The organism is Mesorhizobium sp. M0166 (assembly GCF_040322255.1).
In the GTDB taxonomy this organism is placed as follows: Bacteria; Pseudomonadota; Alphaproteobacteria; order Rhizobiales; family Rhizobiaceae; genus Mesorhizobium.
Genome location: NZ_JAMYTD010000007.1, coordinates 1 through 13,750 on the forward strand (window position 1 = coordinate 1; position 13,750 = coordinate 13,750).

Consider the following 13,750-nt stretch of genomic DNA (forward strand, 5'->3'; position numbering starts at 1 on the left):
GCCTCCACTCCAGCCAGCATCTTGAATCACAAAACAGATAAATCTGGAATCCCCTTTGATTCCGTCAAAGGGGGAACCGCTCTAGCCGGACCTCTGGTGGGGGCTCGGCATCCAAGCCCTTCCGATCGCGCCAGACGCGCTCGACGAGGTTCTCAAGGTGCGAGACACGATGACCGGCCGCAGCCGCCCGCCGCGTCTCAAGCAACTCCTTATTGAGCTGCTTGAGCCGGTTCGTCGTCTGGCGGACGGCGAAATGCACCCACTTCTGGAGATACTGGTAGTGCGGATGGCTGTAGTTGAAGGACTCGCGGTCAATGTTGAGCGCTGCGTCGAGTCCCTCGGTGATGAAGACCTCGGACATGAGCTGACGCAAACGGGTGAGTTCGGAGACCTGGTAGCCCAGGAAGGAGGGATCGAAGAGGACACCGCTCGCGTTGTTCACGCGGACGAGGCAGCCGTTGTTCTCTTTGGGAGTGATCTTCTGGTTCCAGTATAAATATGCTTCGAAGGATAGCGCCCCTCCACCAATATCGGGGGGGACCGCTCCCAGACCGGATGTCACCTTGCCGAAGAACATCAGCGGGCGACCGATCTCGCTAGTGCCGTGGAGATCCCTGTCGAACGATATTGGCCGCAGCAGCTCGACATCGTCGAGGAGCACGCGGAACAAGCCGACGGGGTCGACGGTGCTCGTCAGCCCAAGCCGCTGCCCGATGGTCTCTGTACCCGTCAGCTCCACTGGCTCCGCCGACCTGCTAGTGAGGCTGTAGAAGCCGATCCCATCTCCGGCCGTCAGCTCGAACGGATGCCGGTCAATGTAAGGGACGGGCACCGCTAGGCTAAGCAACCAGATCATTCCGAGATAGTGATCGAGAGACTCCTCGATGTTGGGCGTAGCCTTGCGCGTGCGGACTTCTTGGCGCACCGCTGCATACAGCTTCCGGAACCTAGCACTCGGAGCGTCGGACACGTCCCATGGCAGCCGGGGCTGCTCAAGATATACATCGGCATCGTCGCGTGCCACGCGCCCGATATGGTAGCTCGGTGGCATCGGGGGAGCGCCATCCACGTCCCCGGCCTCTGCGCGGTCAAGAAAGGTCCACCTGTCCAGGCCCTGGAGCAGCTCGCGCGCCTGTGGCGTAATCTCCATCAGGACAATCTCGGTGCCCTGCGTCTCGATGTCGGTCGCGGGCTCGCTCGTGATCGTAACGGTGCCCGTCTCGAAGGCATGCTTGTCGGAGGCGGCGGCTAGCATCTCCTCCGTGTGTGTCTTCAGGATAACGACCGCAGAGGTCCGGAATTCGTCCCCGCGACGCTTTGTGATCACTTGGAAATGCTGCGTCAGCTGTGCGACCGAGAAGAGCCCGATCCCGATCTTTCCAATGAGCCGCCGCCCGCCGGGGGAGAGCGTTGGGTCCGATGGGTTCGCCGTCCCGAGACGCTTACCCTTGGCGGTCCGCTTTGAGCTGCCACCGATGTGGGTCACGAGATCGGCCAAGACCTCGGGCGACATCCCGAGGCCGTTGTCTCGGACGACAATGCGCTCGAAGCGCGGCGCATCGGTCTGCAGAATGACCTCGGTGGCATCCGCGTCGTAGGAGTTCGAGATCAGTTCGCGGAACGCGGACGATGGCCGGCGGTAGATGCCGTCGGTGACGCGGGCGAGTACGCGATCGTCGACGCGAAGCGTCGTTCGGACGACATCTCCGCTCTGACGGCCGCGCCGTATCTCAAGCGCCAGCTCTTCAGCGCGATCCTGCATACATCCCCCTTACCCGTCTGGGCGCGCAGCAATCGCAAGCGACCCACGAGTGCTGTTTTGTCGACGCACCGCGCCCTGCGTCGAGCAGTATCAGATCGGCCTCCTGATCGCCATGAACGTCGACCGGAACTCGACGGCCAGCCCATTTTGCCTGCCCGCGACCTCGGCGGCGGTCAGCGCAGGATGGGTCATGCCAGGGCGGACATCCCAGAGCGGATGTCCTATTACGATCGCGCGGCTCGCGGCGATGACCGCCTCCAACCCTGCGATGGTCGTCCGCGACGATCCCGGAAGCGCTGCATGAACCCGGTCCGCAGCGTGTTGCGCAACGCCGGCCCAATAGGCTGGCGAGAAGTCGATGGGAGCCGCCGCATCGAGGCATAGTCGCGCGACATCCACCGCGAGACGCCAGTCCAAGATGCTGTGGTAGGCCAGGTTTCCGTAGTCGCGCATGCACTCGTGGCAAGATGTCTGGCACACCGTGCCATGGTCGTGCGGACCGGCCATGACCTGGAACCGGCCGAGGAGGCCGGGTCCAAGAACATCCTGCAGCACCGCTTCAAATTCGGCAGGCGCTCCCAGGAAGGTGCTGTAGCCGGCACCGTTCTCGAGCGTGTCCGAGAGGAACACTTGGCCTACAACGTTCCCCGCCGCAACTGTCGTGCGCAACCCGACCTTGAGCTCGTTATCACTGACATCCAAGCGCACCGCCGCAGCCCGCCTCAGCAGGAACCCGAACGAGTATAGTGCCGCCCGTCCCTCGACACGTAGTGGATCGGCAAACACGCCGGATGGCCACACGTCGACCCCGGCGACGAGCACGTCGGTGCGGCTTATCGCGGCCAGCGCCCGGCGGTCGGGACCGCCCGTGGGTTGGCTCCGAGGTATCGCGTTGACTTTGCTAAGGGCCTGACGCGTTGCCCAAGTCTCATCCCAGAACCTCTCGAACTCGAACAGCTGCCCGTTGTTGTCGTTGATCACGTGGACCGTCTGGCCGCCGCTGTGGATGCCGAAATTGCAGTGCGTCGCGAGCGGAGGTCCCGCAAGGCCAAGCTTTGGCCGCGTCGCGCGCGGGGTCCACTCGAAGGTCCCATCATAATCCCGCTCGGACCCGAAGCGTGTTCGGAAGCCGCGCGGCTCCGAGAGATCGACGACCTGATAATCGGCGGCCCCGGCGCCGCACACTTGACAGGTGAACGCGGGGACGGCGGCCGCGTCGATCGACTGGCACCGGCGGCAGATGCCCGTGGGGATCGGCGGTCCGAGTGGGTTTGCGATCTCGGTGGGGATGCCTCCCCGAAGTTGATAGTCCACCACGCCGATTGCCGTGTGGATCATGCCTTCCTTTACGGTCTCCGACCCAGGAGCGAACTGGCTGATCGCGAGATCGAGGGGGCGATCAACGACATCGGCCGGCGGCCACTGTCCCCGGCCCGGTCTACCGTGAAATAGATAGCGCGTCCTGGTCGGGAAGCCGAACATCGGAAGAATGCCGGCGTTGGCTAGCCGCTCGCTGAGCTGCGTCTGCATCAGGTGCGGGCTGGCCACCGCAGCGTCGATCTCCGCCACGAGGTTGGCGGCCGCCCACGCTTCCAAGCCGCTCTGGTTCGCCTGAAGAACAGGAGCTGCGGCTTGAAGAAGCACACTGCAGATCGCGGATATCCTAACTCCGTTCGCACCGATCCAGGCGGAGACCTGCGCACGAACTATCGAGCCAGCCCCACCGCCAAGACCAGCTGCGGGCTGCCCCCATGCGGCGGTTTCCCCGAACTCTCCATGCACGCTGTCTCCGGATGCCGCGGGAAACAGCTGGAGCGCCGCAAACGCCTCGCGGAGAACTTCTTTCGCCAGCACTCGCCGGACTATCGGCTCCACTGTGAGGTCGACATATGGCTGCGGCGGAGGATCGGCTGTGATCTTCTCGGGCCGCTGGAAGTAGTAATCGTCATGACTCCGACCGCGGCAGAGCGTCAGCGCGATGGAGAGTGCGGTGCCGCGTCGGCCGGCGCGACCGACCCGCTGCTGATAGTTAAACCGCAGCGGCGGCATGTTCGCCATCATGACTGCAAGCAGCGATCCGATGTCGACACCAGCCTCCATCGTCGTCGTTACACTGAGGAGATCGATGGTGTCTACGAGGGGAATCTCCTCAGGAGCGGGAAGGCAGACACCTTGGAAGAGCCGTTGACGCATGCGCGCCTCAGCCTTGCCGGTCTGTCCCGTCATCTCCTCGCAATTGAGGCGGAAAAGCGGTCCGGCATCCCGCGCCAGGAATAGGTAGTAATCCATTGCCGTTGCGCCGGCCCCAATAGCCTGGGGGCCTACCAGCTGGCCTTGGCAATCGGTGCATACCGACGCACTCGGATGGAGATGGACGCGCCGGCAGGCATCGCATTCCCACGATCCCGCACCGGCACGGGCGATCCGTAGTCGGTTCGGCTGGATCAGCCAGCTCGTGACTAGACCGCCATGGGAGAGCCGGTTCTCAACCGCCGCCACCAATGCCGCGGCCGGCCGACCGTTGACCCTCGCGACCTCGTCTAGATAATCTCGGACGAACCCTGGCGCGGCCGGTGCACCCAGCGCGGTGTAGGGCTCGCCATCGATGCGGCGGCGCTCGCCGAGAAGCCGAAGCGTGCCGTCTGCTGCTTGGACGACGACCGCGTCGCCGTCCCCCGGTGCCCCCGACCCGACGGCGGCGTGTGCGATCTGAAGCGCTTCCAGTCCGCGGCGTCCCGAGGCGAAAATCACGTTCAGCACCGCCGCATGAGCGCTGCGGCGCAGCCGCCGAAGATGCTCGTCCTGCTCGACGGACAGCCCTCCCGGTAACGGCGACGGCGGCGTTGTTGCCCAGTCGAAGAGCTCCCGCCAGCTGCCCGTCTTCCGATCTGGAGCGGTCCAAAGGCTGTCTTGGGCGTACCCTCCCGGATTGATTCCGGACGCAAGAAGCTGGAGTTCTGCATCGCGAAACACGTCGCCGACGAGAAACGGACCCGCTGTCCGGGCGAGGATCGCCGCCGCCGCCTGCGCGAAAGTGGAGCCGGGCGAATAGGGGCACGGCTGCCCCGCCAACGGACCGGCTGCAAATCCGATGACCATCGCGTCCTGCGGTGAGCTTAACACGAAGGCGGCCGCTGCCGCGGCCTCCTGTGGTGTGAGCTGTGCGCCAGCGACTTGGCTTTGGAAGGCGACGGGTCCTTGGCCTGCCACTTCCAGTGCAGCCACCACTGCCTGGCGAACTGCGTCGAGATGGTGGGCCTGGCGCATCCCGGCTGAGAGCTTGGCCGCGTCCTGTCTGCTATCGGAAAAGACGACAAGCTTCCGGTTCTGCTCGCTGCCCGGAGGAGCGATGTCACGCAGGAGCGAGTCCGCAAGTACTTGGGCGACCTTCTGGAAACCCGTGCGCTGCCCTCGAATTGGCGAGCCGACGTTGCGGCCTGCCCAGTCCGCGTCGCAGCGCGGGCAGCGAGAGGGAAATGCTCCCGCTGTCGGCGGAGCTGCGCCGCCGGCGCGCTGCGGCTGGTGCTGGGTAGGAACGTAATAGACATGCCCATTGCCAATCACGCCCGCTGTCAAGATACCGGAGCGCGGATCCAACCGCGCCCGCCGCCATTCCCGCAGGACGTTCCCCTGTCTCCAGCTCGCTGACCGCGGGGTGCGCCCGGCGGATGGCCAGAACACCGCGTAGTTGCCGTAGTCGCGCTCCGCGCCGGCCCGGTCCGGCACCTGCTCGAGATCGGGGAAGTCCGGTGTCAGCCGCCACTGGTTCGGATTGTTGGTACCGCCGCGATATCCGCCCAGGAATACCTCGCCGCACGGCTCGCAATACAGGAGCTCAAGCACACGCGAACCGCATCCGCATCCAGAGGCCGGAATGTGATGGAGCGCTCCGACAGGTGGGGCATCAGAGCGCTGTGGGGTGTGCCCACAGGCGGGGTCGACACAAGCCCAAAGCCCTTGCACATTCCGGAACATTATGTGGGCGCGAACCGGTAGCAATGGATCGGTGTTCGGCAGTTCGGCGCTGGCGAGCGCATTTACCAGGCCCTCGGCCGCAGCCGTCGCTACCTGCAGAGTCTCCGCGGGAAATAGGCGGACACCGATGTCGGCGGTCTGTCTTGGCTCCAGTCTGCCAGAGCCATCGTCGGATCTGCAGACCGATCGCAGCGCGTCGGCCGCCTCAACGCGCGCGAGCGCGCGGCCAAGTCTGTCCCCGGCCAAAAGATGGCCATTCTGGCCGACTCCGACCGCGGCTTCGAGCGCGCCGACCGCTCCGTCGATCCCTGTCGAGGCGGCCGCCGCGGGAAAGGCGGCAAACGCAGCCGCGTGCGACGCGATGGATGACACCGCCGTCGCTGACAGCGGTCGCTGCGTGCCGCCGATCACGGCGAATCGCGACCTGTCGCGGCCAAAGAACCCGTGCAGGTAGTCGCGCCCGGCGACATCGTCAGAAAGAGAAGCGGACGACGCGATGATACGGAGCTGATCGTGGTCCGGGCGGAGCCCGAGGCGATCGAGCAGCACCCGCAGAAGATACGCCACCTCTGTTCCAGGCGTGCCGCGATAAGTGTGCAGCTCGTCGACTACGAGATGGAACACGTTCCGCGTGTCGAGGCTCAGCCAATGACGGGTGGCATCGAAGATGGGCGCCTCAACACCTCTCATCAGCATGATGTTCAGCATGCTGTAGTTCGTGATCAGGATGTCAGGCGGGCTGTCTTGCATGTCCCACCGGGACCACATCTCCGCACCGTCCATGCTCTGGAAGAAACGGACAGCTTCGGGTGATCCGGCGACGGCGAGTGCATCCCGCTCGAGCGATGCAAGCTCGCGCCGCAGTTCCCCTTCCTTGCTCGTGGATGACGGATCGCCCGAAACCGGCGTGCGACCAGTGTAGCGACCAAAATAGAGTCGGTTGCCATGGCGGTGACTGTCGAGCCAGCTTTTCGCATTGATGCTGTCGAAGCCCAGGCGAAGGCGGACGAGTTGGTCCTCCGCCAGCGCGTTCAAAGGGTACATTACCAATGCGCGCATCGCCGGCGGGCGCGCGACGGGATCCTCGTGACCTCGCTGAGAGACGCGCGGGTGGTATCGCCGTCCGGGCGGGCCGTCGTGGTTCCACCAGTCGTGCTCGGCCGGTGGGGCTCCTGGAGCTCCCCAGCGGGCGGATTCGGCGACAAGTGCCGCGGCGAGCGGGAGGAGGAAGCATTCGGTCTTGCCCGAACCCGTGCCGCTGGTGACGATGACGTCCCTGCACTCACGCATCGACGCATCGAGTGCCCTGAACTGGTGCTCGTAGAGCTCGCGCCCGGCAGAGAACAGGCCCTGTGACACGAAATCCGATATGTCGGTGATGAGCGGGGGCGATACGAGTCCGCCAAGAATGTCGGCCGCCGCGGAGGCGAAATTGCGGCCACTCATAGCGTATGGCGGTGCCGGTTCGATAAGTGGGCGGCGGTAGAGGCGCCCATCGGTATCGAGAAGCGCTCGGCGCTCGGCGACCAGGCTGTCATAGCGGAGGTCAAAGGGGCTATCGAGGTAACGCAGATAGACGTCACGCATGCGCTCGAAAATCGAAACCGGGTTCGTCAACTACTTAGCTCCCTCTCCAATGTTTCGCAGGGCGGCCGACACTGCCGCAGCAACCGGGGCGGTCACCCCAGAGTAAACGAGGTGCCGGTCGGCAATGGATGGCAGCATGCCGGAGCAGATCACCAGCGCGCGGTCGAGGAGGCCTGGCGGCCGAACCGTGATCGGAAAGCTGGCAATGCCCTTGGAGAGGTCGAGCCGCATCGCACGCTGCCGGCGGCCTAGGACCCAGAACTTCGCCACGACGGGAGGCACCTCGCGGGAGATTCCGCCGTGCCTGAAGATATGGCGGGAGCCGTAGTCGGAGGTGAATCGGAAAAGGCCGCGCTGCGTGCTGCCGGCCTCCGCCACTGTGGAGGCGGTCCAGATCATTTGCGAGCGGGAGAAACGAAACACCTTCCACCCGCCACTGGGCAGCGCCGTCTCCGGAAAGCTCTCAGGCGAAGGGACTCGATAGGCTGCGAGCACGGCCAGCGCGGCGTTCCATTGCACGGGGATGCCCACTTCACGTGCCAAGCCGATCATCTCTCCGGCCGATACCGCCTCGACGCGCACTAGATCAGGGGCACCTCTCTGCGGAAGCGTGAACATCCTTCCCGCTGCTGCGGAAGCCAGGCTCGCGAGGAGTGCGTCGCTGCGCGCACCGCACAGTACAGCGGTCGCCGATGTCGCGGGATCGCCCGCGGCAAGCACCGGCGGTGCCACGCGCCACCCGCCTCCGGCTGCCTGGCCGAACTCACAGTGCGCCAGGCTGCCGAACGCCCACATCGCCCGGTTGTGCGCGGCTGGCCCGCCGCGCAGGGAGGAAAGCAGCTCCGCTGCTTTGCGCTTGAACGTAGCGTCGGTGCCGGACGCGACCGCCGACATCCAGAGGAGAAGCTCGTTCATCGCGGCGGCCTTCGTTTTCTTTTGGCGACCGCCAGATACTGGTCCCACAGCTGCCGCTCCGCCGATCCGTGAGCACCGCTGCGTCCAACGGAGCAGATGGTCCGTGCCCACAGGGAGATCGTCGAAGCCACCGCGTGGGCCGCGGTAGAGGGAGCGAGCGGCGCGCTGATCAGAGAGGGTCTTGAGTTTCGCATGCCCGCAGCGCGCGCCAGAAGCCATACCGGGGCGAATGCCGGCCGAGCGACGTAGATGCCGCCGATCGCTACGCTGAAGTTGCATATCTCACCGGGCATCGCGCCGATGAGGTGCGCGGAGGGATCGGTGTGGAAGTACTCGCTTCCTCTCGTCGAGGCGAGCGCACCTGCCAGAGCGGTCTTCTCACCCCAGGCGGGCCACCAATCCCAAACGACGGCACCCGGTTCGACTTCGTAGGTGGCGGTAATGCCGCTGTATTCGATTCGATGGCCACCTCGGCGATCCCAGCCCTCTGCGGCCCAGGTACCATCGCCTTCGAGCGACGCGGGACGGCCGTCGATACGCACGGGTTCGCCTGGCTCCAACAGCCCCAGCAAACGGATCGAAGGCGGGTGCCCCTCTAGCCACCTTCCACGAGCAAGCTGCAGGCCTCCCGCCAATTCGATCGAGACGGCAGGCAGCGGATCGAGTGCATGGAGGATCGCCGGGCCATCCTGCGGAGCTGAAGGCCGGGCCGGGCGGACGTCACGCCAGCAGAACCAACCGAACGGGATTCCCGGACCCTCAATCCTCAAGGGAGCGATCGCGCCTGTGGCTGCGATCTGGGCGAGCGCAGCGACCACGAGCTCTTCCCTGCAAATGACCACGTTCTCGCGCCCGATCGCGATGCGAGGTTGGCTGACGAATCCTGCGACGCTTGGATGCTCCCCGAATATGTGAATGTCGCGCGCTGAGCGGTGCCATCGAACGGGCAAACCGATAGCCGCTATTGACAGCCCTTCTGAGAGGACACGGGCACCATCCTCTAGCGCAAGCGGCTCGAGGAGGCGGTCGTCCAGCGCGCCAAGCCAAGTCTCTTCTCCGCCTTCCTGTACCGCGACTTCTTCAGCGCCGACCGGCTGGCGCAGCAGCGCGCTGAGTTCGATTCCCCAATCACCGGGGCTGAATAGCAGCTGAAGGTCAGCTTCTAGATCCTGATACTCACGTTCCGCGTTGGCAGCCGAAAGCCGAGGCTCGCGCCTGGTCCGCGACCGTTCCAGCCTTGGGTGGTAGATCGGCGGTCTTCCAGGCCCCGACTCTCCGCCGGCTTCATTCTCGCCAGGTGCGACCCGGCCTTGGGGGGCGGACCGCTCGGGTCCTGAGGACGTTGGATCGATGATGTCCGAGGCTATCTCCGCATGAAGCGTCTCGATTGCATCAGATTCGGCACCGGATACCGTCACGGCCGGGCCACCCCCGTCCGATGGAGCTCCGGGGCTCCCGCCAGGCGACGCGGCCTCTTGAGTTTCCCCGGCCGTTTCCGTTCTGGTGATCGCAAGTCGCCCGGCATCCCCGGCCGCCGGCTGGCGTGGGTCACTCGGGGGGATGATGTGGTCGCCCTCATCGGAAATGTCGGGTAAATCGGCGCAGGACGCAGGATCGATCGCTGGCTCGTCGTCCGGACCCTTGGTGCTGGCACTCTGGGGAGCATCGGCTGCGTCCGCAGATACCTCTTCCATCACGCCAATGGGAAGTGGAGCGGTCAAGGTGACATCCATCGGCACGCTGCAGGCAACCTCGGAGCTTGCGATCGCGGCTGCAGCGGGAGGCGGCACCTCCCCGCCTCCGATGCATTCAGCACTTGTGACGCTTGCCGACTCATCTAGAGAGGGGCGGGCATCACTCCCGGGCGTGAGCCACTCCGCCTCCGGCAGCACACGGGGTGCAGCGACGACGGCGAGATCACACGCTGTCTCATGACCCCGCCGCCCTCCAGTTTCGACTTCCTCAGCCTGAACCTGCTCCTCCCCGGGTGAGTCGTGAGACCCGGCCGCGTCCAATGGCCCTGCGTCGGGCGAAGTGATGCCGACCGATGCTATGTCTTCCATATCGGAGTCCGCGATGACGGACATGTCAGCCATCTCGGCGACATCGTCCTTGCTGCTCAGTTCGCCCGGCGTCAAACCCACCGCCGATGCCTCGACGTGAGCCGGGAGAGAAGGTCCTCCCCGTTTCGCTACCGCCGCCGCCCTGCCCTCACGGGCTGAAACTGGCGCGAACGGCTCAGTTTTCCGGCCGCCGAACATATTTAGCGTGCGACGGAGCAGCCTCTCAGCGAAACGGCCGGCCGAACGGAGGAACCCCAGCACCCGTCAGCTCCACGCCTCGGCGGGGCAGCGCAGCGCGAGTCGCAGTTGTAAGATGGTAGGTGCCGACTGAATCCCTCTCGAGAAGCTGAGGCAACCTCGAAGATTCGCCCCTGCATTTTCCTTCGACAACCTCAACATTCCGACAATCTCCCCCAACCGAGGCACAACTTAAACCAAACCTGACGTCGCGCAATACTACTCGGACATTACTTGCCGTGAGCAGCCAATATGTCCATAAATTCGGTCCGCGACCCGTTTACCACTCGGTGGAAGATCGCGGTCGCGTCGCATCCGAGACGGTATCTCACGAGGGCTTTCTATATTGCTGTATTGCTGGATAGCCGCGAAGCTGTTTCCTAATGGACCCGGGCGAGAACATATGCAGGCTCGGGGATCGCGACGATGCAAGAGAGCGGGGAATTACGCGTCTACACGAAGCGCGATCTAGCAAAGACGCTGCCGTTTCGGCGCATACATGCCAGGTTCTGGGTCGCACAAAAACATTTCAGGAAAAGGCCCATTCCGCATCGGCCGGCGTGACCAACCCCTGCCGAAGTCGTCTCTGAAGTTCATGCCACGACGGGTCCGTCACGAAGCCTTTCATGCTTCCACATGCCTCGGCGAAGGAAATGTCGCCCAGACGGTCGATAAGATCACTCATCCCGCCGTTCCTGCCATTTAGGAATAGCTCGAGAGGATCATCATCACACTCAATTACCCGATGTCCCCAAGCACCCGGTACGTCGTCGGTTGCGAGAGCCTGCCGAAGATCTTCATCCACGCCTGCGGCCTCGAGCGCCCGGCAGACGACATAGCGCATCAGGGGGTAGTAGATCGGTTGATAGCTGCCTCCAAGCGCGCGCACGCCGGGCAGGATCGACAAAACCAGAAACATCAGCAGGAGATTCGGGACAAGGCTGCGGTTTGCCAGCCGCTCGAGGATGTCGGGGGCTGTGAAGCACGCCACCTTCATACCGGTCGCCGGATCGATGAGTTCTCCGGCGATCAGACGCAGCGGCAGGCGTTTGCCATTTTCATAGAACCAGAAGAAATCAGTACCGCGAGCGAGCCAGCCACTCCAGGGGCCGGACGCGAGCCCGTCGAGGCCGGCAAGGATATTGGAAGCGAACTTCGGGTCTTCCAGCAATCTCATGCGCAGCCAGGAATTTTCGTCCGACAGATGGTCCGCCACCAGGTCGGCGATATCCTCGTCGTCGATCTGCAGGAAGGCAAAGCGGCCTCCGAACATTTTTGGCCAAAGGATGAGATTGGCTGCCTTAATGGCGTGCGCCGGCCGCTCGAATTGCGTCTTCGGCAGAAGGCTACGAAGCAGCCTGAGCGCGTCGCACTCAGCGTTCGGCTCCCTTGGTAACATCTCGAACCTGTAAGGTCCCGGCCCAGCTAGCAGGCTGTATCCGATCATCCGGCTTCGGCTCAGGCCAAAGACGTTGACCGGCTTGCCGTCAACGGTGATCCAGCCTGGTCCCTTGCGTGGCTTTTCGACGAGATTCACCGTCGAAACGGCGTAGGAAACGTAGGTCGAACAGCCATGCGCCGAGAGACCAAGGAGGCTGAAGATATGCGTATAATAGGCTTCCGGCTCCAGGAGGAGAAACAAATGAGGGCCTGTCTGCAACACGCGGCGCCTTTCGAAATCCTTGCAGATCTTCGAGGCGGCATCGGTCGACAACCCGTTTCGTGTCGCTGCCTTCCTGATGATGTCGAGCAGTTTGGTGAAGGCGCGAAAGCGGATTTCTGGCACGGACCTAGTAGCTGGTGCCTCGAACAGGCGAAACGCATAATCGCGGATCGGCCGGGAATGGTATGGGCTCATCCAGGGGTAGAGTGCCGTCAGCGACCCCAGGACTGCCTGTTTCGCATCTACGCCTGCTGTTAGCTCTTCCACCTCACGATTCACCTTTTTCTTGTGTCTGAATTACACCGACGCTCAAACACGAAATACTGATGAGGAGCACCACTCCGAAGCTGAAGAAAATCGTCGAAGGAAATGCTCGATCTCCTACAGCGGCGGCGATGCCGAAGACGAGTAATCCGAGCGCCACGGCCACACTGTGCATAATGCCTTTTGCCCGGCCCAACAGATAGACCGACACTCGCAACTGCAATGTGACTTCAACGCTGACGCGTCCAAGATTGTACAGAAATCCGAGCGCGGCAAAAAGGATTGCTGTCCAGGGCGTGCGCAGAGATGTCAGCGCCATGAGAACCAGCGCCGTTAAGCCCAAAAGCATGAGATGCCGCGCGTGGCTACTCATCGCTCTTTCAATCCGGAATAGAGAGACCGCGCCGATCAGTGAGCCCGCCGACCATGCAGCCTCGAGGTAGCCGAAATCCACGGCAGTACCCTTCTGCTCCTGGAAGACGAAGCTCGATCCCATGACGCTGACAAGCACCGCGCTTGTATAGAGAAGCGCGTAGACGACATTGAGACGACGCAGGCTCGGATCGATTTCCGCTGCAGGGATTTTGGCGATGCGGACATCGCGCGAAACCGGTTCCAGCCGCATCATGGTCAGGCAACCCGCTGAAAACAGGAAGAAGGCAGCAAGAACGGTGAATGGCAGGACTGGTAGGCGCTCATGCAGCAAAGGCCCTGCAAGCAGAGCTGCGCCGAGGTTGCCGAACTGCATGACGAAGAAGACGGCGGAATTCGTGGCTACGAGATCGCGGCCGTCAGCTATCACGGGGATCATTGATTGCGAGCTCGTTAGCGCGACACGGTCGCAAAACGAAAAGAGGGCCGCTGACAGGCAGATGATCAGAAACACGTCCATGTAGAGGAGCCCGCAAGCGGTAGCCAGCATAACGAGGAAGCGGCTGAGGTCTGCCGCAACGTTCAAGCATCGCCTGTCAAATCGATCCGCCGCCACGCCGGCCAAAGGGCTCGCGATGAATTCGACAATGCTTGCGATCGCAAGGAATGTCGCCACGCCGGCGGTTCCGTACCCTCGCTCGACGAGAATCCAGGCGGATGCGATGTAGTAGCCGTTTCGGGCAACAGCCGCCGATAGCGTGCTGGCCAGGAATGCGAAGCCGGAGTTGGACCGCTCGGCCCGTCCTTTGGCATGATGATTTCGAACCAGGTTTGACATGAGCGGCGTATCCGGGCTGACCGCCGATGGATACCTTCTTCCGCCAAGCCTGCTTTACTGTGATGTTGGGGTTT

At 63.5% G+C, this 13,750-nt stretch carries 6 protein-coding genes; all 6 read right to left on the reverse strand.

Features of this window, described 5'->3' with window-relative positions:
* Positions 1 to 64: 64 nt before the first annotated feature.
* The 6 genes from NKJ46_RS10895 to NKJ46_RS10920 all read right to left on the reverse strand — a co-directional run bounded on the left by NKJ46_RS10895 (position 65) and on the right by NKJ46_RS10920 (position 13,676).
* Positions 65 to 1,762, reverse strand: a complete 1,698-nt coding sequence (locus NKJ46_RS10895) for an ATP-binding protein (RefSeq protein ID WP_352664775.1) — start codon at positions 1,760 to 1,762, stop codon at positions 65 to 67.
* Between the two features lie 90 nt (positions 1,763 to 1,852).
* On the reverse strand, positions 1,853 to 7,354 hold the full coding sequence (locus NKJ46_RS10900) for a DEAD/DEAH box helicase (RefSeq protein ID WP_352664777.1): 5,502 nt from the start codon (positions 7,352 to 7,354) through the stop codon (positions 1,853 to 1,855).
* Positions 7,355 to 8,239 carry a hypothetical protein gene (locus NKJ46_RS10905; RefSeq protein WP_352664779.1) on the reverse strand — a complete coding sequence of 295 codons (885 nt, stop codon included), beginning with the start codon at positions 8,237 to 8,239 and terminating at the stop codon, positions 7,355 to 7,357.
* Entirely contained in the window at positions 8,236 to 9,972 is a 1,737-nt protein-coding gene (locus tag NKJ46_RS10910) for a hypothetical protein (RefSeq protein ID WP_352664781.1), read from the reverse strand. The genes NKJ46_RS10905 and NKJ46_RS10910 overlap by 4 nt, the downstream gene beginning before the upstream one ends.
* 1,096 nt (positions 9,973 to 11,068) lie before the next feature.
* Positions 11,069 to 12,076, reverse strand: a complete 1,008-nt coding sequence (locus tag NKJ46_RS10915; protein WP_352664783.1) for a hypothetical protein — start codon at positions 12,074 to 12,076, stop codon at positions 11,069 to 11,071.
* Positions 12,077 to 12,470: 394 nt separating this feature from the next.
* Complete coding sequence (locus NKJ46_RS10920; protein WP_352664785.1) at positions 12,471 to 13,676, reverse strand: MFS transporter; 1,206 nt, start codon at positions 13,674 to 13,676, stop codon at positions 12,471 to 12,473.
* Positions 13,677 to 13,750 lie beyond the last annotated feature (74 nt).

What these genes read in the sequence shown, in the direction of transcription:
- NKJ46_RS10905 (WP_352664779.1), bottom strand. Translation starts at nt 8,239, where the DNA reads ATGAACGAGCTTCTCCTCTGGATGTCGGCGGTCGCGTCCGGCACCGAC.
- NKJ46_RS10895 (WP_352664775.1), bottom strand. Translation starts at nt 1,762, where the DNA reads ATGCAGGATCGCGCTGAAGAGCTGGCGCTTGAGATACGGCGCGGCCGT.
- NKJ46_RS10910 (WP_352664781.1), bottom strand. Translation starts at nt 9,972, where the DNA reads ATGGATGTCACCTTGACCGCTCCACTTCCCATTGGCGTGATGGAAGAG.
- NKJ46_RS10920 (WP_352664785.1), bottom strand. Translation starts at nt 13,676, where the DNA reads ATGTCAAACCTGGTTCGAAATCATCATGCCAAAGGACGGGCCGAGCGG.